General features: G+C 36.6%; 23 protein-coding genes and 2 pseudogenes. 22 read left to right on the top strand and 3 right to left on the bottom strand.

The window, feature by feature from the left end; translation table 11 throughout:
* The first annotated feature begins 118 nt into the window (after positions 1-118).
* The 9 genes and pseudogenes from AC25Y6_RS16040 (at position 119) to AC25Y6_RS16000 (ending at position 10,679) form a co-directional block, all read left to right on the top strand.
* Positions 119-391 carry a hypothetical protein gene (locus AC25Y6_RS16040; protein ID WP_488143727.1) on the top strand — a complete coding sequence of 91 codons (273 nt, stop codon included), beginning with the start codon at positions 119-121 and terminating at the stop codon, positions 389-391.
* 593 nt (positions 392-984) lie between these two features.
* A pseudogene (locus tag AC25Y6_RS16035) lies at positions 985-1,083 on the top strand (NINE protein); the annotation flags it as partial.
* 54 nt (positions 1,084-1,137) lie between these two features.
* On the top strand, positions 1,138-3,858 hold the full coding sequence (locus tag AC25Y6_RS16030; RefSeq protein WP_488143744.1) for a TerB N-terminal domain-containing protein: 2,721 nt from the start codon (positions 1,138-1,140) through the stop codon (positions 3,856-3,858).
* A complete protein-coding gene (locus AC25Y6_RS16025; RefSeq protein ID WP_488143726.1) occupies positions 3,859-5,184 on the top strand; it encodes an ATP-binding protein in 1,326 nt (441 codons plus the stop codon).
* 8 nt (positions 5,185-5,192) lie between these two features.
* The gene (locus AC25Y6_RS16020; protein WP_488143725.1) at positions 5,193-7,331 is read left to right on the top strand and encodes a DEAD/DEAH box helicase; all 2,139 of its coding nucleotides are present in this window, start codon (positions 5,193-5,195) and stop codon (positions 7,329-7,331) included.
* 410 nt (positions 7,332-7,741) lie between these two features.
* On the top strand, positions 7,742-8,425 hold the full coding sequence (locus tag AC25Y6_RS16015) for a hypothetical protein (protein WP_488143724.1): 684 nt from the start codon (positions 7,742-7,744) through the stop codon (positions 8,423-8,425).
* 395 nt (positions 8,426-8,820) lie between these two features.
* On the top strand, positions 8,821-9,735 hold the full coding sequence (locus AC25Y6_RS16010) for a tyrosine-type recombinase/integrase (protein ID WP_488143723.1): 915 nt from the start codon (positions 8,821-8,823) through the stop codon (positions 9,733-9,735).
* Between the two features lie 303 nt (positions 9,736-10,038).
* A complete protein-coding gene (locus tag AC25Y6_RS16005; RefSeq protein ID WP_488143722.1) occupies positions 10,039-10,263 on the top strand; it encodes a hypothetical protein in 225 nt (74 codons plus the stop codon).
* Positions 10,264-10,454: 191 nt separating this feature from the next.
* The gene (locus tag AC25Y6_RS16000) at positions 10,455-10,679 is read left to right on the top strand and encodes a hypothetical protein (RefSeq protein ID WP_488143721.1); all 225 of its coding nucleotides are present in this window, start codon (positions 10,455-10,457) and stop codon (positions 10,677-10,679) included.
* Positions 10,680-10,816: 137 nt separating this feature from the next.
* Here the strand turns inward: AC25Y6_RS16000 and AC25Y6_RS15995 are convergent, their stop codons facing one another.
* Together AC25Y6_RS15995 and AC25Y6_RS15990 are read right to left on the bottom strand one after the other, a co-directional pair.
* The gene (locus AC25Y6_RS15995; protein WP_488143720.1) at positions 10,817-11,863 is read right to left on the bottom strand and encodes a hypothetical protein; all 1,047 of its coding nucleotides are present in this window, start codon (positions 11,861-11,863) and stop codon (positions 10,817-10,819) included.
* 585 nt (positions 11,864-12,448) lie between these two features.
* Positions 12,449-12,853: a hypothetical protein gene (locus AC25Y6_RS15990; protein WP_488143719.1), complete on the bottom strand. Its 405-nt coding sequence runs from the start codon at positions 12,851-12,853 to the stop codon at positions 12,449-12,451.
* Positions 12,854-14,069: 1,216 nt separating this feature from the next.
* On the opposite strand from AC25Y6_RS15990, the gene AC25Y6_RS15985 reads away from it, so the two are divergent.
* Positions 14,070-15,422, top strand: a complete 1,353-nt coding sequence (locus AC25Y6_RS15985) for a homing endonuclease associated repeat-containing protein (protein WP_488143718.1) — start codon at positions 14,070-14,072, stop codon at positions 15,420-15,422.
* Between the two features lie 237 nt (positions 15,423-15,659).
* Here AC25Y6_RS15985 and AC25Y6_RS15980 read toward each other — a convergent pair whose 3' ends face one another.
* Complete coding sequence (locus AC25Y6_RS15980; protein WP_488143717.1) at positions 15,660-15,887, bottom strand: helix-turn-helix domain-containing protein; 228 nt, start codon at positions 15,885-15,887, stop codon at positions 15,660-15,662.
* A 283-nt stretch (positions 15,888-16,170) separates the two neighbouring features.
* On the opposite strand from AC25Y6_RS15980, the gene AC25Y6_RS15975 reads away from it, so the two are divergent.
* From AC25Y6_RS15975 to AC25Y6_RS15920, 12 genes and pseudogenes are all read left to right on the top strand, one after another.
* Positions 16,171-16,602 (top strand): hypothetical protein, encoded by a 432-nt coding sequence (locus tag AC25Y6_RS15975; RefSeq protein ID WP_488143716.1) that lies wholly within the window; start codon positions 16,171-16,173, stop codon positions 16,600-16,602.
* Between the two features lie 774 nt (positions 16,603-17,376).
* A pseudogene (gene thyA / locus AC25Y6_RS15970) lies at positions 17,377-17,661 on the top strand (thymidylate synthase); the annotation flags it as partial.
* A gap of 15 nt (positions 17,662-17,676) precedes the next feature.
* Positions 17,677-18,168, top strand: coding sequence for a dihydrofolate reductase (locus AC25Y6_RS15965; RefSeq protein ID WP_488143715.1), 492 nt, complete (start codon positions 17,677-17,679; stop codon positions 18,166-18,168).
* 73 nt (positions 18,169-18,241) lie between these two features.
* The gene (locus AC25Y6_RS15960) at positions 18,242-19,081 is read left to right on the top strand and encodes a DegV family protein (RefSeq protein WP_488143714.1); all 840 of its coding nucleotides are present in this window, start codon (positions 18,242-18,244) and stop codon (positions 19,079-19,081) included.
* Positions 19,082-19,310: 229 nt separating this feature from the next.
* Positions 19,311-20,126 (top strand): GDSL-type esterase/lipase family protein, encoded by an 816-nt coding sequence (locus tag AC25Y6_RS15955; protein WP_482106009.1) that lies wholly within the window; start codon positions 19,311-19,313, stop codon positions 20,124-20,126.
* Positions 20,127-20,137: 11 nt separating this feature from the next.
* Positions 20,138-20,707, top strand: coding sequence for a YpmS family protein (locus tag AC25Y6_RS15950; RefSeq protein WP_488143713.1), 570 nt, complete (start codon positions 20,138-20,140; stop codon positions 20,705-20,707).
* 12 nt (positions 20,708-20,719) lie between these two features.
* On the top strand, positions 20,720-21,250 hold the full coding sequence (gene msrA, locus AC25Y6_RS15945; protein ID WP_488143712.1) for a peptide-methionine (S)-S-oxide reductase MsrA: 531 nt from the start codon (positions 20,720-20,722) through the stop codon (positions 21,248-21,250).
* On the top strand, positions 21,247-21,672 hold the full coding sequence (gene msrB / locus AC25Y6_RS15940) for a peptide-methionine (R)-S-oxide reductase MsrB (RefSeq protein WP_482103397.1): 426 nt from the start codon (positions 21,247-21,249) through the stop codon (positions 21,670-21,672). Before msrA ends, msrB begins: the two co-directional genes overlap by 4 nt.
* A gap of 23 nt (positions 21,673-21,695) precedes the next feature.
* The gene (locus tag AC25Y6_RS15935; protein WP_482103398.1) at positions 21,696-21,917 is read left to right on the top strand and encodes a YozE family protein; all 222 of its coding nucleotides are present in this window, start codon (positions 21,696-21,698) and stop codon (positions 21,915-21,917) included.
* Positions 21,918-21,998: 81 nt separating this feature from the next.
* Positions 21,999-22,703, top strand: a complete 705-nt coding sequence (gene deoD, locus AC25Y6_RS15930) for a purine-nucleoside phosphorylase (protein ID WP_488139576.1) — start codon at positions 21,999-22,001, stop codon at positions 22,701-22,703.
* 81 nt (positions 22,704-22,784) lie between these two features.
* Complete coding sequence (locus tag AC25Y6_RS15925) at positions 22,785-24,275, top strand: lmo1851 family serine protease (RefSeq protein WP_488143711.1); 1,491 nt, start codon at positions 22,785-22,787, stop codon at positions 24,273-24,275.
* Positions 24,276-24,348: 73 nt separating this feature from the next.
* Positions 24,349-25,092, top strand: a 744-nt coding sequence (locus AC25Y6_RS15920; RefSeq protein WP_488143710.1) for a GTP-binding protein, incomplete at its 3' end; no start/stop codon positions are given.

Genomic DNA, 25,092 nt, shown 5'->3' with positions numbered 1-25,092 from the left:
CAAGCCTCTGGACGCGGGTTCGACTCCCATCTAAAGTCTGAATTTATTAAAAATAGTTATTGAAACATCCGGCATATACAGCACCTTCTTTTAAACTCATCCATTCATTAGTGGTGTTTTGTTTGAATTCATTTATTGCATTCGTGTTATCGTTGAAACGTTATACCGAGCCGCAAAAGAAGATAAAAAACTGAGGAAATCTGCAAAAAGTAATGATGCACAAAATTTCGAACAAAGTATCTTCCCCGACTTCTTTCATAAAAGCGCATTGGATAACTATGGGAAATCTATGAATTCATTTGAGAAGTTATTCCAGGATTCAACTTTTTATCAATCCGTTATGGAAGCTGTAGCGAAAGAAGCTTATAAGGATTTGAGATGGGATAAGTAAGTAGTATCAAATAGTATAGGTAATTAATATTTAAGTGCCAGGATATTTTCTTGGCACTTTTTTTGCATATAATATCTTTGCCATAAACAAGGATTGCTCTTTATACCAATAGAAAAAAGTAGCCCCCCTCCGCTAACTACTCAGTAAGCAGGATAGAAGGCTCCAGGTCAAATCTACTTGGAGTCTGCAATACACATTGCAATACTATGTATGAATCCTTTCAAATTCTCTGTACTTCATTTTTGCAAAATACAACTTTATAGTAAGTAAGGGAACTACATATTGTTCCTACATAATGGTAGCAAAGACGGTGAATTATACAAATAGGGGTTATTAAAGCTTTAAACCTGTGCTATATTCTCATATCTAAAGTGGGTACATATAATTGGTGAATGACGGAGTTTTGTTGATGAATTAGGGGGAATACCATAATTGGAACATAATAGTAACCTATTTTTAGTTTCTCGTTTGTATCTTTATCGTTCTATTTACTTATAGATATACGACATATTACTGGGAATAATGGCTTGTTGTCTACTAATAGTGCTTGTGAAAAGGTATAATGGACTAAAAGGTAAAGGGGTGTTGATGTTTTGAATAACAAATCAAAAAAAGTTGGTTATATACTGGCTTTTTTTTTAGGAGGAGTTGGAGCTCACGCGTTTTATTATCGTAAATACGTAAAAGGCTCTCTATACCTTCTTTTTTGTTGGACAGTTATCCCTGTTTTCTTAGGGTGGATAGATATGTTTTTCATTAAGGCATGGCACAACAAGTTAGAAGCCAACCCGTTAATACAAAAAGATAACTTGGAGCAGAAGGCAAAAAAAGACATCCCCGTAAAAAAGAAAACTAACAAAATTACAATGGATGACCTAGTCATTAAGAATCGACTAGACAAGGAAAGTATTCTGTTTTCCGATGGGCGTCCACTCAAACCTCTTGCAGAAGAAGCACTTAAGAGAGAAGAACGCAAAAATGTAAAACAAATTGTTTATGCAGCCATAGAGGACCAACAAAGAGTAGACTACACACTAAATAGTGAGCCTGTGATAAAGACTGAGGAAGTGCAAAACATAGCAAGCCCAATAGTCAGTCCTGAAAATACTATTTCTTCCCATGTCGAAAAAAGGAACGAAATTGAGGAGACGGTTATACCTGCACCTGAGGGTGACCTGGTAGCAAGGTTTACGGCAGCGCGTAAGAAAAGAACGCGTTTGAAAGACGAAGAAGCAATCGTACAGCCACCAAAAACACCTGAGTATCCTCGTAAAGAAATACAAGAGTTAGTATCGGCACTCAAACAGGTACAACAGGTACAACAGTTACAACGGGCTAAAGCAGCTGTGCCGCCTCCTACTGAAAACACTCACCGTGAAGACCAAGTAATAGCGGATACACAGACAGTGCCAAGCACAATGGATGACATGCCTTCCGTGCCATCACATCTGGAAGAAGTAGCGTATGAAGTAATCCAAAACACTGAGATAGATGTACTAGCGGTAGACACCAAAGTTAATGATTCTGCTGCTGTGAAAGAGGTTCATATGGAAGCAGAAGGCAAACAAGGACCGGTAGAGCCGATTCTATCGGAATTAACTTACCCTAGTCCCCCTGAGAAACCATCCGTGAATATGGACCCGGTAAGGCAACCTAAGAATGTTTTCTTATTGCAAGCCTCTAAATTAAAACAGAAAATTGAGGAATCGTTAAAAAATATGCCAGACGTCAGCGTTGCGAGGACAAACAACCAGTTTTACAATGAAAACGCGATTATTCTAGATAAATATAGGCACATTGAGACGCCTAGAGAGATACTGAAGGCTATCGAACAGATAAGACGCGTCAATTCATCTAAAAACAACCAGTCTTATGAAATTAGTTTTTCCTACAATGGAAGCCGATTCATCAAACAATCCTTAAACTATGCAACTAAAAGAGGTGTCAATAGCCCGGAAATCCCTTTACACGCCTATTGGACGACCTTCGACAGCTTGAACCATGAACAAAAAAAGTGGTACTTTTACTGGAGAGAACAAGTGTTGAATGGGAAATACCCAGATGTAGACCTTAGCTACATCATCTTGTTTGTTTATGAGCTATTGAACTACTCCTTTAACCAAAGAGCTGCATTCAATATAAGCATGGTTGTTCGGTTACATGATAATTACGTAGAAAGACTTCCTAAGGTGACAACGTACCTAGGTGCTTGGGCGGCTGATATGTTACGAGAAGTCGGTGAAAACGACCTATTAGAAGAGTGGTCATCCTCGTCGAGTGAGTTGTACATGGCGCCATTGTATAAGCAACTTAAGGAAAAACATGACGAGTTAGCGAAAATCTCCGTTACATCCTGGAAACCTTATATCCGAATTCATAAAGAAACGGTGTTTTTCACTGCCCATAAACATAAAATTTATAGACACTTTAAAGAGAGTTTTCCTCTTCTACAAGATGTGTATCAAAAGCAAGGCGAACAGTTAATCGACCGCTACTTTAAAATGCATGAGGAAAGAACTGTTAAACACTTATATGTCAGTGCTGTCATGGGTCGTGAAACGAACGCTTTTCATGTTCAAACGAAACGAATACTGCCTACTGAACGGATAAAAGACGAAGTGACTGCTTTATTCCGTTTAACTGAAAATGTAACAAGAATGCTTAGTGGGGAAAAACGTCAAATAAAAGTTGATGAATCGTTCTTACCGGAGGGGTTTAAAGAAATGATGTTGGAACACTTTACGCCGGCAGCGAAGGAAACGACAAAACGATTTAAAGTCGTTCAAAAAGCAGAAAAAAGAGAGGGATACGGAAACATTCCGCCCCCACCTGAAGACACTCCGGCACTTGAACAAAAACCGGTTATCGAATTCAATAATGCTAACATCGAAGCGTTTCAAGCAGAGACGGAAGAACTCATTGCAATATTCAACGAAAGAAGTGCAGAAGAGGAGGAAACTCAAGGTTCTGCTGTTAACGTAGATACAGGCACAGGAGCTTCTAACTTAGGGGGGACTACTGGTACTTCGAATGAAACCAACATCGACAACTCGAAAGCCAGAATGGACACCGAAGAAGTGAGTGTTGCTAGTAATAAGCACGCATTAATCAGTGATTCAAGTACTAAGATTGAAACAACAATACCTACGGGTGATACCTCTACGCCTTCGGATATCTTCCATGCGCTAGGAGGGGGCGGCAGTATCGACGGAGAAGATGACTTCATTGAATCCCTAACCGTGATTGAAAAAGAGTTTCTGGTTCAATTTGATAATGGGGTTTACGACCGAAACACAGCCAATTCGTTCTTAAAGCGAAAAGGCATCATGTTAGGTATGTTTATCAATGGAATCAACGAAAAAGCCAATGAATACCTAGGGGATAACTTCCTTGAATCTCAAGATGAAGAAATCGCAGTCTACGAAGAATTTGAACAGTGTATGATAACGCTAAAGGGGACCGAGTAAATGGATACTGAAAAAACAGAGATTAAAAAGAGAGATTCCACTGCCATTCTTAACTCATTAGGCGGTGGCGTCGTACCGAGTAGAGGGTTACATCACATCATGGTGGGGCGAACTGAAGAAGTTAAACAAATTTTAAGTGACTTGGACAACATTAAAAAAGGGTCGTCCTTCATGAAACTATTCATTGGACCTTTTGGGAGCGGTAAAAGTTTTATTCAAGCACTCATCCAACAAGCCGCTTTTAATGCGAAATTCGTTGTTGCGAAAGCAGACTTCACGCCTGAACGTCGATTATACGGGACAGAAGGTAAAGCGGTCGCGACTTACACGGAGCTTATGAAAAACTTGGCGACTGCGACTGTCCCTCAAGGCGGCGCATTACCTACCATTTTAGACAAGTGGATTAGCGAAATTCAAATGAAGGTCCAACTCGATAAGAATTACGATTCTGTTGCATTCGACAACCCTGCTTTCGTTAAAGACGTAGAACTAGCCATTACTGATGTTGTATCTAAAATGGATGAACTCGTCGGTGGCTATGACTTTGCGCGTATTCTCACCCAATACTTTAAAGGTTTCGTTGAAGATGATAATGAGCTCCAACGACAAGCGCTTCGGTGGCTTCGGGGGGAATACACATCCAAAATGGAAGCACGTAAGGATTTAGGTGTTCGCGAAATCATCAACGATATTAATTACTATGAGTATATAAAAGTCTTTTCTCAGTTCGTGAAGCAAATCGGGTACTCCGGTTTGGTTATTAATCTCGATGAAGCCATTAACTTGTATAAGATTACACATCCTCAGACGAGAGAGAAAAACTATGAAACGATTTTAAAGATTTACAACGATACGTTACAAGGGAATGTTGAGGGGTTATATATCACGATAGGTGGCACACCGGAATTCTTAGAGGATGAACGTAAAGGGTTGTTCAGCTATGGCGCTTTAAAGAGAAGGCTTCAATCCAATCGCTTTGAAACAAATGAATACCGCGACTTATCCCAACCGGTCATCACCATTAAACCATTGAAACACGACGAAACCTATGTGCTCTTGGAAAAGATAAGAGACATTCATGCCGTTCATAATGCGTATGCAACGAGCGTAACGAGTGATGAAATTAAGAACTTCATTCGTGGGGAGTATGCACGACCTGGTGCAGAAGAAAACCTAACTGTCGGAGACATTATTCGAAACTTCATCGGGGCATTAAACATTCTTCACCAAAATCCAGCATACAAGCGTGAACAATTGTTTGGCGAAGAAGAAACGAAGCCACAAACCACAAACGTGAATTCTCGTTTCTCAAGAACAGAAGGGTAGGGTTACGTATGCAAGCATTCGAACTGCTTTCCAAAACAATGCAAAAGAAGATATGGGATATGAAATGGGATAAGTTAATGCCTATTCAAAACAGGACGATTCCCGTAATCATTGAGACGAATAAAGATGTTATTCTCTCGTCTGCTACTGCCTCTGGTAAAACGGAGGCGGCTTTTTTGCCGATAATCTCCCTTATTGAAGACAATGCTGAAAATGAACTGAAAGTATTGTACATATCACCCCTAAAAGCCTTAATAAACAACCAATTTGAACGCATTGAAAGACTTTGCGAGTATAGTTCCATACCGATACACAAATGGCACGGAGACGTTAGTCAAAGCCAGAAAAACAAGTTCGTGAAAAACCCGTCAGGTATTCTCCAAATCACACCTGAGTCCGTTGAAAGTTTGTTCATTAATCGTACGGAGCATATCAAGAACTTGTTCAAAGGAATTGAGTTTATCGTCATTGATGAAATCCATTCGTTTATCAATTCAGAACGCGGCGTTCAACTTCGTTCTTTGCTCTCTCGCATCGAGCAGTACACCGTACAAAGACCACGGATTGTCGGTCTGTCAGCTACAATCGACAACTTTGAGCTAGTAAAAGAGTGGGTGAACTATAAAGACACGGACAATGTTGAAATCATTGAAGCTCTTGGCAGTGAAAAACAACTCCAGTATTACCTGATGCATTTTGAAACAGGGAAAGACAGAAGACTTCCTGTGGAATTATTTGAAGATATGCGTGAGGTATCTAGAGAAAATAAGTCCATTATCTTTTGCAATAGAAGAGGGCAAGTAGAAGAAACGACGGTCTTCCTGAATCGACTGGCTGAGAGAGACAATGTGGGTGAAACGTATTATGCACATCACTCCTCCATCGATAAAAAAGAGCGGGAATACGTGGAGAAAACAATGGTCGAATCCAAGACGCCTAAAAGTGTTGTGGCAACCAGTTCATTAGAGCTTGGTATCGACATTGGGGACGTAGACATTGTGATGCAACTAGACAGTACATTTACAGTCTCCTCTTTGAAACAACGATTGGGTCGTTCAGGACGAAAAAAAGGTGCGGACCAGATGTTACAACTGTATACGACCGAAGAAGATAGCTTGCTACAATCATTAGCGGTCATGGAGTTAGTACTTGAGAAGTGGATAGAGCCTGCTACGGGGTACCCAGTCCCCTACGACATCTTATTCCATCAATTGATATCCATCTGCCAGGAAACAAACGGTAGCACCTTAGAAGCGCTTATAGCAACCATTAAAGGCAATCATATCTTCCATAACATGCAGCAAGAAAAGGTAGAACAGGTTATTCTTCACATGCTTAAAAACGACCACCTTGAAAAGATAAAAGGACGCAACGAGTTAATCGTAGGGATTGAGGGGGAAAGGATACTTCGGAGTAAAGAGTTCTATGCGGTCTTTATGAGTCCTGAAGTTTACACAGTACTGGAGGGTGTAAGAACCATTGGTACATTGGATAAGACAGTGGTATTTGAAGTGGGTGACCCTATCATTCTTGCCGGTAGACTATGGGAAATTAACACCATTGATTTCAAGAAGAATAAAATATATGTGAAAAAGGCGGTTACCGCGAAGCCACCTAGGTACGGTGGAGGTCCTATTGATATCCATAATCGTATAGGCGAAAAAATGATTGAAATCTTGTGTTCCAATCAGCAGTTTGGTTATTTTAATGAGACTGCTGACTATACATTGCAGGATATGAGAAAACCGTATCATGATTATAACGTAAAGCCGAATGAGCGAATTCTGTGGAAGACCAAACATGAAATCATTTTCGATACGTACACAGGCTCTATGAACACTCAAAACTTAACTTGGGCTCTTCGCTCACTAGGGGTTACTACTAAAGAAAGAGATGGCTTAGGAAGGATACTCATAACAGGATTCAATGGCGATATAGCCGAAGTGATAAGACAAGCACAAGAAAAACAGTGGGGTATCGAAGACTTGGTGCATGTTACACTTGAACATGAATTATTTGTATCCAAATTTTCTACTTACTTACCGGAAGACATACAAGCGGAGCTACATGCATTAAGTAAAATTAACTTGAAAGGTATGGAAGAGTACCTAGCTACCTATTCGTTTAGAGTCATTGATTTAGAGTGAAAACCTACTTGTAATTCTAGTGTTTTTTTGTACTAAATTAATCAATGCGTATTGATTACAGTTAAAATGGATTTGCTCTCTAATGAAGTGTAATAATCAATTTAAACTATGCTTTGTGGAGAATAAAAGAGAGTGAAAAAAGTAAGTAATAAGCGCCAGTCACTACACGGAACCGGCACTATCCCGACAATGATGAATGATACCAAAGAAACAGCTAGGACTTTTTTGAATTCCTAGAACTAAAAGTTATAAGCATCTATTAAGACCTTGCACTGTTAAATGGAATAATTTGTAGAGGATTTATAAGGCTATTCTTCAGCAACTATAAATTACATAGATATTCCTTTACGACTCGATAGTAACAATGCTTACTATTGAGTGGTTTATGGCGATGGATTGGGGGATAAAAAATGAGTTTAATTACTGTTTACGCGCAAAAAGATAAAATAATAGTGATATCAGATGGACGACAATCAAAAATCATTGAGGGAAAGTCGGAGATTGTGACTGATAATGCTGATAAAATTCTTGTTAGTGAAGGAGGCTTCGTAGTTGCAAAAGCGGGTTTAAGTGTTTTAGGTACTTTAAAGTATGGTGATATTTATATGTCTGATATTGTTGACCATTTTATTGAAAAAAATAGGCGAAACTTGAATATATCCGCGGAGTATTTTTTAAAAGGAATAGTTGAAACAGTTAAGCGCACCATTACGGACTCCTTGAATATGGATTATAGAACAGACCGCTTTAATTTAGCTTATATAGTTGCCAAATGGACTGACGGTTCTCCTGAAATTGTTAGTTATCATTCTCACCTCGATTCAGGAAAGTATATAGATAAATTTGAAAATGTTGGCTTCTTGAAAAAAAATTCTGCGTTAATTGGCAAAAGTGGAGATGTAAAAACGATTATTGAGCATAGAAATATTGATATTGAAGATTGTTCTTTAGAAGAAGGAATTCAATTGGTATTGTCGTTATTTAGTAAAGTCGAACAACAAGAACCAACTGTAGGTGGTAGTAAAAAAGTATATATTCTAGATAAAGATGGTGAAAGTTCTCATTGGTATACTAGACACACGGATAGCCTGTAGTTGTTTTCTGTGTTTATAAGTGTATGTAGTATCTGATGAAAGAAACTATTTTTACTATTCCATGAAAACATTGTTGATTAAATAAAAAAGACTTATATTTTTGGTAGACGGCTATGCATCTGATTCGTCAATATGCAATACTCCCTAGCGAGTAGAACCTTGATAATTCAGTATTTGATGGCGTAGACGCTTAAGTATAGGAGCCTTTGGACGCGGGTTCGAATCCCGCCGTCTCCATACATAAAGTGGCTGTGAATGCAGCCATATCAACGATTTTTGAGATTAGGGATATTGAACGGGAGTTGAACTCTTGTTGAATATCCCTTTTTTCATACCTACATATTTACACTGTTCAAGACCTTCAAATTCACTAATGAAAATGGAGGTTTTTTATTTTGTCTAAGAGTAGAAAACATGGAATCTTTGCTGTAAGTGGTGATGTAGTGGCATTACCTACAATGAATCGTGAGGAAGTTCGTAACGCTATTACAATTGAAACAGCATTAGAAACAGTATTTAAACAAATGAAAATTGGTGGGAATCGTGAACGTACAATACAAAGCTACGACTATATCTTTAAGCAATTTGTTGAAGTAAATAAGTTAAAGTATGTAGAGGATATTATGATTGATTCAATCTATCACTATTTAGATGCTATCGATGTATCACAGAGTACGAAACTTATACGCTTAAAATCGATTAAAGCTGTCCTTAGCAAGTTCTATAACAATGGTTGGTTTAGTGACCGTTTTTGGGCAACGATTCAAATTAGAGTCGATAAAGAAGTTAAGACGGGTGCGAAATTATCGGATATTGAAAAGTTGTTACAGCTAATTGACCAAACAACCTTTATAGTATTTCGAGATGCCGCGGCTATAAAGTTAATGTATAAGACGGGCATTCGTATTCGTACATTAGGGGAATTAAGAGAACGTCATATAGACTTTGATAATCTGATTTTGAACTTAGATGGTTCTACGTTAAAGAATCATAAATTACTAAAGTTACCTATCGATGAAGAAACCGCGAATATGTTAAAAATGTTAATACAGCTTAACAATGGCATTCGCAATTATTATGGAACGGAGAACTATAACGTATTTATCACGCAAAATGGTTTATCAATGAATACAACTAAATCATCTAATTGTGCAATTTCAAAGCAGCTAAATAAATATGCCAAACGATTTGGACTTCAAAATATCAATGCCCATGCTATTAGACGGGCTTATGCTAAAAGTTTATTAGAAAAGGGTGCAAGTATCGTGTTAATCAGCAAAGCATTAGGGCATAGTGATTTTTGCAACTGATTGTTTAGGTACAATCAATTTATTTCACCTCTCTTTTTCCAAAATAAAAAGTGCAAAGGAGTTATCCTTCACACTTAAGTACTGACAATTCTATTTTAGTTTAGGACACACATTTATAAAAAATCTCTTGAATTTGTTGCCACTTCTTCTGATATTTTTTATTATGTACAACTAGGGATTATAAAAGCATTTGATGTAGCACTGTATGTGAAATATTTGGAGTTATATAACAAAAATTATGGCTACGCTTTTCCTACGATTTATAATCTAGAATTGTTTCTGAATTGTAGTCGGCAAAGCATTATGACCGCAAATAAGCGATTAGTAGATGCTGGACTTTTAATAGTGAAAAAGCATAAGAATAACAACAATGTTTATTTTCCTTTACAGCCGCATTCAAAACAAGAGTTAGCTAAACAAGTTCCACAGTTAGTTATTGAATGTGAGAAACGTAAAGAAAAGTTAGAATCAAAAGCCGTGATGGATAAAGTTCGATTAGAGGATTTATTTGATATTCAAAGTCACTAACCCTTGTGATTAACAAAATAGGTAGTATTAAAAATAGATTCAGAGAAGTAAGAAATAAGTTCATTAGTAGTCTAAATAATGACCGTTATACAGACTTAATATACAGACTTACACTATACAGACTTAAATATATTTAAAAATAAACTAAAGAAAATTAGCTAAAATAATGCTAAGGATAGGAGAATAAAATAATGTACTTATTAGAGGAACAAGAAACAACTATATCGATGCTTGAATATACGGAGGAGATTGATGTGTATTCATGTACCCCACGAATCGTTGAACAAATGATGAAAGTCGCGGCTATGAATAGACTACCAATAAAGGTAATGGATATCGTAGAAGGTAAACCAAAAGCAGTACAGATGACAGTAAGTAACTTCAATCTAGTTAGTGCTATCATGCAAGTAGCTTAATAGGAACTGTGCAAAGTTGTGCAAATAAAAAATACAGTATATGCCCCACCCTGGGGGATGGGGGTTAGCTGTACTATGGATAAGTGTATGCACAATATACGCAGTAGTTTGGAAACTTTTTTGTGCACAAGCTTTATCTAATATTCAGAGTGGGCTATTAGTAATTCTTTTAGGAAAGTAGAAAAAATTTTATTAAGTAATGAAAGTTCTTTTATTTCATCATTTTTAAATAATAGGAAAGTTGAATCCATCTTTTCAGCATGAAAATACTTATTTCTAATAAAATAGGAATATTTTATTAAATAAAAACATAATAATTGTTCATCCATCTTTTTATTTTGTGAAATAGAGTTGTTTATATGTTTTTCAACATCTTCATAGAGATTTTCAGATTTTAGAAAAGATTGTCTATAGACGAGAGTATCTTTAAATATTTCGTTTAACCTTATATCATCATATCTTTTTATAAAATCTGCATAAGCTTTAGTGTTGTTAACTTTACTATAATCATTCAGAATCATTTCTCTTATTCTTAAGGTACGTATATCTCTAGAAGTAAGCGGAGAAATAAGTTGAATACTTTTTGGAAATATATTCTGATTAGAACAGATAAAATTTCTCATGAATTTTAATTTATCGAATTCTATTTCTTTTTTAGAAATATATGTATAGAGAGTATTAAAAGATTTCCAATGTTTTTCGAACTTACCACCTTCTAAGTTATAATCTTGTGCTTTTAACCAGTAAATACAGGATAATAAAACGGAATGTGATTTGGGGGTTTCTTCCAAAAGGATTTTTGCATCATTTAAATCCCATATCAATTCGTTTGAAAGTGTCGATTCTAATGGTTGATTTATTTTATCTTCTAAGAAATGTTCTATCTCTGTTCCTTGAGAGTTAAGTTTAGAAATTACTATGTTTTTTATTGTTGGAATAAAACCATTTATAACAGCAAGAAATGTTAATGCTTTATTGATTTGTTTACTGAAAGTACTATTAAAATTATATAAAGAAGTATTTATATTTTTAGCCTTTTGTCTTTTACAATGAATGGTTAAGCTAGATTGGGATATATCTAAAGAGTCATAAAGACCTTCCTGATAATAAATCTTTTCATTAGTAATAATGTTTTTTTCGAGTGGGGTTGTAAAATTTACAGTTATAGAATACATATATGGCATGATATTCCTCCTTATTTAAACTTTATTATACATGTAAAAAAGAATTATGTTATTCTAAAATTCATAAGGTCTCCGAACTAAGTTCGTAAATATGTAATACTCCCTAATGGAGAAAATCGATAAATGAAAAAGTGTGGAATGTTTCAAACCATTGCAGCAGTAAATTTTAGCTTACAAGTCCGCGAACTGTAAATTACTAAACTACACTGAGAAGCACTGTGTATAACTGAATCTGGACGCGGGTTTGACTCCCGCCGTCTCCATAGAGATATGGCTGAGAATGTAGTCGTATGAACGGGTGTTGAACTTTGGAGGAAACTTCCTAATAAACACTCATATGTATTTGCGACGATAGACCTTCTAATTTATTAAAATTAGGAGGTTTTTTCTATGGGCAGAAAACATTGTATATTACGATTTCAATTTCAATAACAATCGTAATAGGCTCTTAAAAGGGTCACCCTATGACCGATGATAGTGTAGTAAAGAAATCATGTACAAAGGTTGTCTAAATGTCATTACACAGTCTTGCGGAGCGCACAACTATTATTTTTAGGTATAAAAAGAACAAGAAAGAAATATGGTTCATTCCTTCTTTTTTTCTTGTGACTGTTCAGTGCTATTGGATAAATTAAGTAGTTCATCGGCTAATCTAATTTCAAATTCGGATTTTTTCATTGAATTATCTAAACCAATTTTAAAGACAGTTAAGCCGATTGCTAACATTGAGAATGTGTTGCTAACCTTATAAAGTGTGTTATCCGATAGGCTTATTGTAAGGTAAGGAGCAATAATTAATGAAGTTATTGCCAAAAATTGAAAGAATGATTTAAATAGTTTTAAATTGCCTATTCTATTATTCCTAATTTTAATATCAATTGCTTTTTTTTGATGTTGAACCTTACAGCCATGTTCAAATATATCTCCTATGATAAAAAAGATACCTGACAATGAAATGCTTGTTATTATCACTATTGATAACTTAACCATTCCTAGGAGATAAAGGAATGCTAGAATTACAAAGGTAATTCCTAGAAATTTAATTATTCTATTTGCTTCATTTAATTCATCGAAAGCTACCAAGAATTTAAAAGTTTTAATACGTTGTCTAATTCTATTAAAAAAATTTGAGGTTCTAATATAAACCTACACCTTTCGAATTTGAAGTGGCACTTTATCCATGGTTATCCTAATGAGTAAACAATATCAGAGCAAATCAAAGTTTGGTAGCCCATGGTTATTATACAACAAATAAAGCGGACTGTTACAAGTAACCACACGAGAAGGACTAAAATAACTAATCACTTATGCGAGGGATTTGAAGCAAAACCTGTACTAGAGTACTTTACTTGAATAAAAGCGGGTAGAATGGAAGTATAATTGTCAAAACATGATTAATGCTAATTGCAGATAAATCTATGTGACTGTTTTTATGTGTAAATATACATTCTTGTCGACGGTAGTTGTGACACCGTCAATATAAGTTTGTAAAGGCAAGGAAAGACAAAAAGTTGACTGGTGTGCAGTTCGTGGAAGTCTCAAAACTGAAAAAGAACTCACTCTATAAAATAGTGAGTGAATATGAAGAATCTATGTAAACGCAAAAAGTTATTGATTTGTAAGCGTTTATCACTTATCCACCACCTACAAATAGACTTGTAAAAATTCCATTTTACTTAAGGTTGATATTGTAGATGAGTGAGTAGTTCCGGGTGCGGTAGAGCCATTGTAAAGCTGTGTAAGTGTTACAAGACAGTTATTATGGGTGGCGATTTCATTGTCGTAAGGTTTTAGTACCACCATGCAGTGTCATTATATGTGCTACACAACGTGACTGGGGTTAGGGGGTGTTTTCCAATGTTTTGATGGTGATAAATGAAGATTTCGAGCTAGCTGTTCCACAGACACCGAACGGAACACGGAGCGAATTGTTTTCTGGGGAGATATTTTGATATCCACATGTTTTATTGTCGGTTTTATTACATAAATTGTAAGTATCTCATATTGTGTTAATATTGTTAATGTGAGAATTTTCAATGGCTATTTTAAAAAAGTGGTTTATGTCGCTTAATATATACGGTACTTTATTATGTACTTGTTCTATCCTGATATATGTATTATTCGCTAATTGCTAGGGTTATCCCCTTGATGACTCATTTTTTAATAGAATAAAAAATAATTATAGATATGATAGGGGGGCGGTTATATGGCAAAACAGAAATATACAGATGAACGGCTAATTAAAATACTTAAAACATATGCCGAGAAAATTGGAGAGACTCCCACCCATAGTAGGTTTGATAGAGATAAAAGTGTGCCGAGTGCAAGGGTATATCAAAATAGATTTGGTAGTTGGAATAATGCTATTGCGCATGCAGGTTTGAAATCGAACGGGATTAGAAAATATAAAAAAGAAGATATAATTAAAGATGTCTTAGAATACTACGATGAGCATAGGCGTGCCCCTCAATGCAACGAGCTTAAATATACACTTGTACACGTTAACAAGTATTGGAATGAATGGACATCCATGCTAGAAGATTTGAATATCCCTTTGAATAGAAGATTTAGTTTGGTGACTGATGAAACTGGATTATTATTTTTGTTAAAACAACTAGCTGATACATTAGATGCTATACCTACTGGTGGAGATGTTGAAGTTGCGGGGGTTAATAGGAATTTAATTACGCAGAAGTTTGGGAGCTATAAAGCAGCTTTAATTATGGCGGGTGTTGTTGACAAAGAATATTTTAAGACAATGGAAGACAGAGTGCCAGAATCGATTGATGCCATTAAAGCTTATTATAAAATGAATGATAAAGCGCCAACAGTAGAAGAATACGAAACAATAGCTAAACGAGAGAACCTTGCTCATAGAAAAGCCTTGGAATTAGTTTTAGATAAACGTTTTTCTGAAATATGTAGGACTTATATAGGAGTAGCAAATCAATATAAAAGAGGAGAAGAAGAATTACTTAAGGATTTGATTCAATTAAAAGAAAAGTTAGGTAGAGTACCCTTAACAAATGAATTTACTATAAATGGATTAGCAGAAATAAAACAGTATTATAGGACTTTTAAAATGACATATACTCAAATAATTCAAAGTCTAGGATGGGAACCCACTTGGGAGTCACTAGAAATAATCGTAGATAATACACTTATTGAAAAAAGTTTAGGAACAGGAACTATATGTATAGATGATAATGGTCAGGTATGCCGCTCTTATCCTGAGGTGTTAATTACGAATCTGCTAATAAGCTTAGAACTGAAGTTCGAAAAAGATATTCTTTATAGCGAACTTATTCCAGGTCTTGGGAGAAAAATAAATGCAGATTGGATTTTAACAGATTCAAGTATTCTAATAGAGTATTTCGGGTTATTTATAGAGAAGCAACATCATCAAGAGAATTTCATAGGGAAGTACACGAGAAACGTCTTAGATAAAATTAGCTTATGTGAAGAGCATACTATTACCCTTATCGATTTATATCCAGAAGACAGAGAAGATATAGAGGAAGTTTTAATGAGAAAACTTTTAGAGTATAAAGTAATTTAACGCACCTAAGGTGGTTGGATACAACGATTCAAAGGCTTGGCAACAAAATACCTCGACATCAGGACTGTAATAGTTTAGCTTACGAGTCTTCATTGGCGCATGAATAAATAAAAACAGTCGAATCCTAAACATAAGGGATTCGACTGTTTGTTGTTTTAGCCTCATCAAGAGAACTCATAATAATAAATGGGGTTTTATTAATGATTTATCAAAAAAAATGTATAACAGAGCGATTAATTAAGCTAACACTACTTTTTCAACTTCTTTAATCATTGCACTTGGCTCGATATTTAAAGCTTTAGCCAAGGAAAAAACTGTATTAATAGTTGGTCTTCTCTTTCCATGTTCTAACATACTGATGAAAGTTCTGTCTAATCCGCATCTAAGTGCTAATTCTTCCTGTGAAAATCCAGATTTATTCCGGTACTTTTTCAAAACCAGACCAAATTCTTTTTCAATAAACATTTAGCATGCCCCTAAATAAATTAGTATATTTAGGTTCATTCTCGATTAATTGTGACAGATAGTCTACGGACTATAGTACGCAAGATTTCACTTCCGTAAAATCGATGTTTCTATTGCAATTATTTTTTGAGTACTATAGTCTACAATAGGGAGGTGGGCTGAGGCTACTAATTACAGAGAATATATGGGACGAGTACTATCAATAAAAGAACCGTTTTTTTGATAGTCATTCATGGAATAAAATAATAAAGAAAAAATTTTTTCTATACAAAGGAGTAAGTTAATGAACAAAAAAATAAAAAGCATAATACTACACAGTGGGACGGAGCACGTATATTTTATTATCCACGATGGAAAATTTATCTTGGTGAATATCCCTCCATCTGTCTTAGGAATTGCGAAAGTTTATCAGATTCCGATGGGGATGTATATTGATTATGTGACAGGAATACAGCAAGTAGACATAGTACTAGAGCTTGCGATAAATGAATTCTTCATAATTCTTTTGGGGCAATATAAAAAAGCGGATTTAAAAAAAGTGTTCGGAAAAGAGGAAATTAATTCAAACGATATCATGATAAAACTTCAAACATCAGTAAAAAACGTTGGTCTGGAAACGATAAAAAAGGAAATGAGAAACATTAGTTCTTTTTTGGGAGAGAATATGGATAGAAATGACTTGATTAACGCTATTTTTATCGAAGGCGAAGAGTAAGAATTACCTTGTGATGTATATTGCGAATTTATTCATTATCTGCGTTAAAATAGTAGATTCTATTAAAGGGAGCTAGTAGTAATTTTCTAATTAGATTAATGTGATAGGAATGTTCGACAATTGGAAGTGGTTTGATAAAGTCGATAAACACTAAAAATTTTCAATAAACCTCGTTTATAAGTTATTGTTCCTTTTTAAGCTAACGGGTGCGTTAACTGTATAAGAATACCGAAAAAGGGACCGTAAATAGGTCCCTTTTCTTTCTGAATGAATTATCAGCAGAACTATTTAACAGAGCCTAAAAGAAACAGTTAATTACTTCGAATCTATTGGGTGAAAATCAGATATCGAAAAATATATAATCGCCAAGATAGAAAGTAAGGATATTAATACGAACAAAATACTGTTTTTGCAGCTGAAAAAGTATGCAACAGTTAGCAGTAAAGGATAGCTTAAGGAAAATGGATTGGTATTTAATAATTGAGGGCTTGCCTTAATGAGTTAGAATTTGCAGTAAATATAGCCCGTTAAATTTTCAGGACTATCCGAGGTCTAATTAGACTATTATTACGTGTAGAGGAATTGAACTTAGTGTACAATGGAGACGGGTATTTATGATTATTATATTAGCTCAATATAATAAACAGTAAATAGTTCGCCTAGATGTTAATGCTGTATTAATAGGATTAAACAACTTATAATTGATGCATCCTATTGTGAGTAGGTTTAACCCAATTAACTCCGTGGGTTCATCGGAATTTCGCTAACGAAAATTTCCTAGGGGTGCCATTTAATATTGCATCATATGCACTTCTTGTTCATTTGATTGCACATGAATGCAATCTTGAGGTTGGAGAATTTATCCACACACTAGGCGATGCACATATTTATGCAAACCATATTAATCAGGTTAATGAACAATTGACACGTGAACCACGACCACTACCAACATTAAAGCTGAATAGTAAAGGGAAATCAATTTTCGATTTGGAGACGGAAGATATTGAACTTGAAAATTATAATCCTTACCCAAAAATCAAAGCACCAATTGCTGTCTAAGAAAGGCGGAGTTAAATGATTTCTCTACTTGTAGCACATGATACGAATAAGGTTATTGGATTGAATAACGAATTACCTTGGCACATACCTGAAGACTTGGCTTATTTCAAAAAAATATCAATGGGGAAAGCTATGGTAATGGGACGTAAGACTTACGAATCGATTGGAAGACCATTGCCTGGAAGACTCAGCATTGTTGTTACACGTAATAAATCATTCACGGCTGAAGGGGCTATTGTTGTACACAATTTGAAAGATGCGATTGACAGAGCTGAAGAATATGCAGAAGAAGTGATGATTATCGGAGGGGCAGAAATATTTCGCTTGGCGATGGAAATAGCGGATCGCCTTTACATAACGGATATTCGGAAGCCTTTCAAAGGGGATACTTTTTTCCCGGATTACGGTCCAGAATGGAAAATTGTATCTGCTTCAGAAGATCATTTTACAGAAGATGGAGTCCCGTATTCATTTGTAGTATATGACAAACTTTCTGCTAAGGGATAAGCCTATGATGCGCATACTCTTTATTAAATTAATTTGTATGAGGAACTTTTAATACCCAAGGGGAGTGCTAACTATGAAAAAGATTCATATAGTCACGGATTCGACAGCCGATTTGAAAGAAGAAGATATTCTTAAGTACTCTATTCATATTGTTCCGTTGAACATCCAAATTGATGGAAGAACATATATTGATGGTGTTGATATAAAACCCGAAGCATTTCTAGGGTTGATGAAAAATTCCACTGAATTGCCGAAAAGTTCGCAGCCTGCTGCAGGTGTTTTCAAAGAATTATATGACAGACTTGGTGAGGATGGAAGCGAAATTATCTCCATCCATATGACAGGCGGTATGAGTGGTACTATTAAATCTGCTCAGGCGGCAGCTGAAATGACAGATTCAAAAGTGACTGTCATCGATTCTATGTATATCTCACACGCTTTGGCATTTCAGGTGATTGAAGCAGCTGAAATGGAGAAAAAGGGGAATTCTGTCACGGAAATTATTGACCGGTTGAATACAATCCGTAAGAAGACCACGCTTTTTGTAGTAGTCGATACACTAGACAATCTGGTTAAAGGGGGCCGGGTTGGAAAGGGTAAAGCGCTGATTGGATCACTGATGAATATTAAACCGATTGCTACTTTACAGGACGGAGTCTATACGCCGGTTGCGAAGGTACGCAGTCATAAACAAGTAGTCTCACATTTATTCAAAGTTTTCAAAGAGGAAACTGCGGGGAAAATTGTTCGCGGGGTCGGTATATCTCATGCACACGGTTTGGCTATGGCGGAACCATTGAGAAAATTGATACAAGACTCAGGTATAAAAGATGTGAAACTTACATTCACTGCACCAATTATTAGTACACATACTGGAGAAGGTGCAATTGGTTTCATGTATTATGCTGATTAATCAATTACGCCTCAGCGTAATTGCGTCCAGATTTTGAATCGAGCTTGCTCGATTGACTCCTTTCAAAATCTGTGACATCCGCCGGAGGCTTTATCTTTTGTTCAGCGGGTGTTTGGACACCCGCTGAACAGGAAAATAAAACCGCATTCATCTCCCACCTATGGAGGTGAGAGTCTTCTGCTGAATAAAGATAAATGATTCTTTACTGAAGAAAAGGGGAACTCTATTTATGAGAAGAGTATTCTTGATTGTGATCGCCTTCTCATTGTTTTTGTCTGGCTGTCAGCAAACGTTTACAAAAAAAACAAATTCATTCTCCGTGCGAAACGAAATTTCATTTACTGGGTGGGAAATCCCAGGTTACTTCATTCCACAACAGATAAAAGTGCTTGGTTTAGGTGATTCACTGACGCAGGGTGTCGGAGACGAACTAAAAAAAGAAGGTTATTTTGGACGTGTTACCAGCAAAATGGCTGATTGGAAAGGGGTAAAGGATGTCGACGTGACCAATTTGGCGAAACGTGGTCGAAGAAGTGACCAACTTATTACCAAATTAGACGAACGCGACATTCAATTATCAATAAAAAATGCCGATTTCATTTTCCTAACAATTGGTGGAAACGATGTTATGAAGGTCGTCAAGTCTAACCTTTTCAATTTAAAGATGGGTCCATTTTATATCGAACTCGGTAAGTTTGAAATTAGATTAGATGAACTCCTTAGCATCATTCGTGACTTGAATGGTGATGCAATCATTATTTTGTCTGGTCTATATAATCCTTTATCAATAGTGACAGATGAAGCAAATGAATTTGATGATATCATTGATGATTGGAATGAAGCAATTGAAGTTCGGACAATTATGGACGAGAGATCTTGCTTCATTCCTGTAAGTGACCTGTTCGATTCGAATACGAACATGGTATACCATACAGACTTCTTTCATCCAAACGCCAAGGGATATGAAGAGTTGGCAGACCGTTACCTTGAAAAGCTTCAACAATGTAATTTGAAGAAACTGTCAGACGGGGAATTGGAAATGTAGGAGCTGTTCACATGTGGAAAATCAGTTTTTTTGTACTTGCAGGACTAGTGGCTGCAGCAGTCGCAGCATTAATTGTACTACTCGGGGTTTCATCAGAATCCGCACCACTTCCGAAAATGGAAGAACCAGACAGAACAGACCATGTTCTAACATTGACCGCGACTAAAGAAGATTTAGAAGGAATTGCAAATACGTATATCCAAAAAGCGGTAAATGGTGAGCCACTTCCAGTAACAATGGAAATTGGCGACGACGTAGTTCTGATTTCTGAACTGAATATATTCTCCTTTACTTTGCCAGTCTTAATGCATTTCGATCCCATTGTACAGCAAGATGGAAATCTGATTTTGAAACAATCAGCGATGGAAATTGGCCAATTGAATATCCAGCCAGCTGTTGTCTTAAAAATCTTAAGGGATTCCGTGAAGCTTCCTGAGTGGATGATTGTTCGCCCCACAGAAGAAGAATTATTCATTAACCTTTCAGAAATTCCTTTATCGGGTAATTTACAAGTAAAGGCAAAAACATTCAACTTAGCGGATGACGAGATTAACTTCGAAATTTATATTCCAAAAGAATAGGGAGGTCTAACGATGACAAAGTCATTAGCAACATTTGCAGGTGGATGTTTTTGGTGTATGGTGAAACCATTTGACCGATATGAAGGTGTTACTTCTGTCATTTCGGGTTATACAGGCGGAGATATCGAAAATCCTTCTTACGAACTTGTTTGTACAAATACGACTGGTCACCGTGAAGCCGTTCAAATTACGTATGATGAAGAAATAATAACTTACAATGAACTACTCGACATATTTTGGAGACAAATTGATCCGACAGATTCAGGTGGGCAATTTTTTGACCGTGGAGAATCATATCAAACAGCGATTTATTATCATAGTTCTGAACAACAAGAAATTGCTGAGAAAACAAAATCTGAACTGGATAGTTCAGGTAAATTTGTGAAACCAATCGCAACAGAAATCCTTCCTGCTAAGATTTTTTATAGTGCCGAAGAAGGACATCAAGACTATTACATGAAAAATCCTGTACACTACAACAGGTATGCAACCGGGTCTGGACGAGAAAGGTTTAAATCAGAAAATTGGGGTGAAGATAAATGAAAGATGAATTGAAGAAGAAACTAACTGATATTCAGTATCACGTCACTCAGGAGAACGGAACAGAAGCTCCGTTTCGTAATGAGTATGATAGTCATTACGACGATGGGATTTATGTCGATCTTATTTCCGGCAAACCACTTTTTAGTTCCAAAGATAAATATGATGCAGGGTGTGGCTGGCCTAGTTTTACAAAGCCGATTGAAACTGTAGAGGTAGTAGAGAAAATCGATACAACCCATGGAATGCAACGGATAGAAGTGCGAAGTAAAACAGCAGATTCTCATCTTGGTCATGTGTTTCCAGACGGTCCAGGTGTAGATGGACTGCGGTATTGTATCAATTCAGCCGCACTCCGTTTTGTATCTATTGACCGTCTCGATGAAGAAGGTTATGGAGAGTATTTGGAACAGTTCACCAGATAAAAGTATAGAAAAGAGATGAACGGATGGACCGGTCTTTTTACCGTTTTGCCCTCGCCTTCCGCGGTGGGGCGAAAGATGATTTGAAAGCTTCTTTTGCGGAAGCCATGTTTAAAGATTACAGTTTTCCAAAAGAAGAAAAGGCTTTTGATCCTTTATCACGCTATATTGAAGAAAAGGCGGATGCGGAAATGCCATCCGTCATTTTCGATGATTTATTCCAGTTATATGAAGAGCGGTTCTTATAAGTTAAGTTCGCATTATTATTGCAAAATGGTATAGTTGAATGTACGATAAAAAATGAAAATTTGAAAGCGAGGCTATTCAATATGAGTATACATATTAATGCAAAAAAAGGTGATATTGCTGATACAATTTTACTACCTGGAGACCCACTCCGAGCAAAATATATTGCAGAAACGTTTCTTGAAGATGTCACACAATATAATGAAGTCCGTAATATGTTTGGCTATACGGGAACTTATAAAGGCAAACGTATATCGGTGCAAGGCACAGGAATGGGCGTTCCGTCAATTTCTATATACGTAACTGAACTGATGCAAGAATATGATGTTCAAAAACTAATTCGTGTTGGTACTTGTGGCGCGATTCAGCAAGACGTTCATGTACGAGACGTGATTCTCGCGCAAAGTGCTTCGACAGATTCTAAAATGAATGAAATTATTTTTAATGGCGTTAACTATGCACCGACTGCAGATTTTGACCTACTACTAAAATCATACAATGCAGGTCTTAAAAAAGGACTTGATTTGAAAGTCGGAAATGTATTTACAGAAGATGTTTTCTACAATGAATATGCTCAACATGAAAAATGGGCACAATATGGTGTGCTTGCGGTTGAAATGGAGGCTGCAGCATTGTATACGCTTGCTGCGAAATTTGGGCGACAAGCGCTCGCAATCCTTACTGTTAGTGATCATATTCTTACAGGCGAAGCTACATCTGCTGAAGAGCGCCAAACAACCTTCAATGACATGATTGAAGTTGCACTTGAAGCATCAATCCAAGAGTAATCAGAACGAAGGACCGCCCGCTATATAGCGGTCCTTTTTTTGAATATACTCCTTTATGTAGAGTAGAAAGTGGGGAATGAGATGAAAGAGAATACCGGTAACATACAAGAAAGCGAACCAAATAAACAACCACCGGAAAAACGTTATATTAAAATAAAACTGTTCTCTTTTGTCATGGTTGTATTTGGACTCGTTTTGGCTTCCGCTGCAGTGACTTTCTTCGTATTAACAACAGGTGATGATAAAGTCGTAGAAGTTGTTAGTCCTCAAAAACAAAATGTAAAAGACCGTAAAGAGTTTGAAAAGTTATATGACGCGTATGACCAGATGGAAGCGAACTATTTCCAGGATATCGATGAGACTGCAGTTATTGATGGAGCTATCAACGGAATGATTGATGCACTGGGTGACCCTTATTCTGATTACTTGAATGAGAAGGAAGCCCGACAATTGAACGAAAGTATCTCTTCAAGTTTCGAAGGGATTGGTGCCGAAATTCAGGAACAAAGTGGCTATATTAACGTTGTTTCTCCTATAAAAAACTCACCCGCAGAACGTGCTGGATTACTGCCAAATGATACTATAATTGCAGTTGACGGTAAAAGTATACAAGGTATGTCTTCATCTGAAGCGGTTCTTCTAATCCGAGGTGAAAAAGGTACTACTGTCACTTTAACTATTAGACGTGGCGAAGGAACAGAACCAGTTGATATCAAAATTGAGCGTGATGTTATTCCAATTGAAACAGTATATGCAGAAATGCTTGATGACGGAATCGCACACATTCATATCACGAGCTTTTCTGAAGGGACCTACGACGAACTGCTAGTCGCCCTTGATGAAATGGAAGATGCAAATATGAAAGGGCTGGTTGTCGATGTTAGGCAAAACCCTGGTGGAAGACTCGATACGGCGATCGATATTTCAGATCTATTTGTAGAGAATGGGAAAAATATCTTTCAATTTGAAGGGAAAGGGACGACTCCTGAGGTATACACGGCTTCGGGAACTAGGAAAGTCAAAGTACCTGTAGCGCTCATAATTGATGATGGTAGTGCTTCAGCTTCTGAAATCCTGGCAGGCGCAATGAAAGAATCTGCTGACATCCCTCTTATCGGTGTAAAAACATTTGGTAAAGGAACTGTTCAAACACCGCAAGACCTTTCGGATGGCTCAAATTTAAAGTTAACAACAGCAAAATGGCTAACTCCTGAAGGCAACTGGATTCATAAAAAAGGAATTGAGCCTGATTTCAAAGTACCGTACCCATCCTATGCATTGCTTCCATTCCTCGATCCCACAATGGTGATGAAGGAAGGTATGCTTACGACTACTATTAAGTCTGCAGAAGAAATGCTTGAGGCTGTTGGGTATGAGCCAGGCGAAATCGATGGACAGTTCGATGAAAAAACAGAGCTAGCTATAAAAAAACTCCAAGAGGATTTAAATTTGGACACAAATGGTATTCTAACAGGGGATACTACGTACGGTCTAATGGAGAAACTACGGACTAAAATTCAAGAAGACGATCCTCAGCTGAAAAAAGCTCAAGAAGTTTTACTCAAAAAGTAATGAAATAACTAAAAAGCGTCCAGTCCTAATCGGCGGGACGCTTTTTAAATTAAAAAATGAAAGGGGTATACAGATGATTGATGTATATTTAATTAGCGGATTTCTAGGCAGTGGTAAAACGTCACTATTACTCCATACAATTGTTCAATTAAAAGAACAAGGCAAAAAACCCGCTGTATTGATGAATGAATTTGGAGCTTTGCCTTTCGATTCGAATACAGTCGAAGGAGAAGGCGGGGTTCCTCTCAAAGAACTCCTTGAAGGATGTATTTGCTGTACAGGGTCTGAAAAGACTGAAGCACAATTGCAGGGGTTACTTGAGGAAAATAACGATATTGATGTAATTTTGATAGAAACGACGGGTGCCGCACATCCGGTGGAAGCACTGGATGCCATTTATTCTCCTTTGTTTGCGGATCGACTTAACATTAAGGGTATTGTATCGGTAGCAGATTCCAAACGCTGGTTGGAACGTGACAAACTGTCACCGCGTATACGAGCTTTGTTCATGGAACAAATTCGTCACGCCCATTTAATCATCGCAAATAAAGTAGATCTATTAACTGATGATGAAATGGCAAAAGTTACACTAGAAATTTCGAATTTTAATAATTCTGCACCTATTATTCAGACGACTGGTGCCAAAATCGCCTTTGCCAATATTGAGAAGGCTCTGAGCTCACCGCAAAAAGTTAGCAACAAAGAAATTATATCTGGAAAAAACCTGCCGCTCTCTTCAAAACTAATAACATTTTCGAAAAGCGTTAATAAGGAAGAGTTTGAGTACTGGGTAAAATCATTACCGGAAACAGTATAT

This window comes from Sporosarcina sp. Y1004 (assembly GCF_057669665.1).
This window is presented reverse-complemented; position numbering and strand designations above follow the sequence as displayed.

What these genes read in the sequence shown, in the direction of transcription:
- AC25Y6_RS16030 (WP_488143744.1), top strand. Translation starts at nt 1,138, where the DNA reads ATGTTTTTCATTAAGGCATGGCACAACAAGTTAGAAGCCAACCCGTTA.
- AC25Y6_RS16025 (WP_488143726.1), top strand. Translation starts at nt 3,859, where the DNA reads ATGGATACTGAAAAAACAGAGATTAAAAAGAGAGATTCCACTGCCATT.
- AC25Y6_RS16020 (WP_488143725.1), top strand. Translation starts at nt 5,193, where the DNA reads ATGCAAGCATTCGAACTGCTTTCCAAAACAATGCAAAAGAAGATATGG.
- AC25Y6_RS16015 (WP_488143724.1), top strand. Translation starts at nt 7,742, where the DNA reads ATGAGTTTAATTACTGTTTACGCGCAAAAAGATAAAATAATAGTGATA.
- AC25Y6_RS16005 (WP_488143722.1), top strand. Translation starts at nt 10,039, where the DNA reads ATGACCGCAAATAAGCGATTAGTAGATGCTGGACTTTTAATAGTGAAA.
- AC25Y6_RS16000 (WP_488143721.1), top strand. Translation starts at nt 10,455, where the DNA reads ATGTACTTATTAGAGGAACAAGAAACAACTATATCGATGCTTGAATAT.
- AC25Y6_RS15995 (WP_488143720.1), bottom strand. Translation starts at nt 11,863, where the DNA reads ATGCCATATATGTATTCTATAACTGTAAATTTTACAACCCCACTCGAA.
- AC25Y6_RS15990 (WP_488143719.1), bottom strand. Translation starts at nt 12,853, where the DNA reads ATGGTTAAGTTATCAATAGTGATAATAACAAGCATTTCATTGTCAGGT.
- AC25Y6_RS15985 (WP_488143718.1), top strand. Translation starts at nt 14,070, where the DNA reads ATGGCAAAACAGAAATATACAGATGAACGGCTAATTAAAATACTTAAA.
- AC25Y6_RS15980 (WP_488143717.1), bottom strand. Translation starts at nt 15,887, where the DNA reads ATGTTTATTGAAAAAGAATTTGGTCTGGTTTTGAAAAAGTACCGGAAT.
- AC25Y6_RS15975 (WP_488143716.1), top strand. Translation starts at nt 16,171, where the DNA reads ATGAACAAAAAAATAAAAAGCATAATACTACACAGTGGGACGGAGCAC.
- AC25Y6_RS15965 (WP_488143715.1), top strand. Translation starts at nt 17,677, where the DNA reads ATGATTTCTCTACTTGTAGCACATGATACGAATAAGGTTATTGGATTG.
- AC25Y6_RS15960 (WP_488143714.1), top strand. Translation starts at nt 18,242, where the DNA reads ATGAAAAAGATTCATATAGTCACGGATTCGACAGCCGATTTGAAAGAA.
- AC25Y6_RS15955 (WP_482106009.1), top strand. Translation starts at nt 19,311, where the DNA reads ATGAGAAGAGTATTCTTGATTGTGATCGCCTTCTCATTGTTTTTGTCT.
- AC25Y6_RS15950 (WP_488143713.1), top strand. Translation starts at nt 20,138, where the DNA reads ATGTGGAAAATCAGTTTTTTTGTACTTGCAGGACTAGTGGCTGCAGCA.
- msrA (WP_488143712.1), top strand. Translation starts at nt 20,720, where the DNA reads ATGACAAAGTCATTAGCAACATTTGCAGGTGGATGTTTTTGGTGTATG.
- msrB (WP_482103397.1), top strand. Translation starts at nt 21,247, where the DNA reads ATGAAAGATGAATTGAAGAAGAAACTAACTGATATTCAGTATCACGTC.
- AC25Y6_RS15935 (WP_482103398.1), top strand. Translation starts at nt 21,696, where the DNA reads ATGGACCGGTCTTTTTACCGTTTTGCCCTCGCCTTCCGCGGTGGGGCG.
- deoD (WP_488139576.1), top strand. Translation starts at nt 21,999, where the DNA reads ATGAGTATACATATTAATGCAAAAAAAGGTGATATTGCTGATACAATT.
- AC25Y6_RS15925 (WP_488143711.1), top strand. Translation starts at nt 22,785, where the DNA reads ATGAAAGAGAATACCGGTAACATACAAGAAAGCGAACCAAATAAACAA.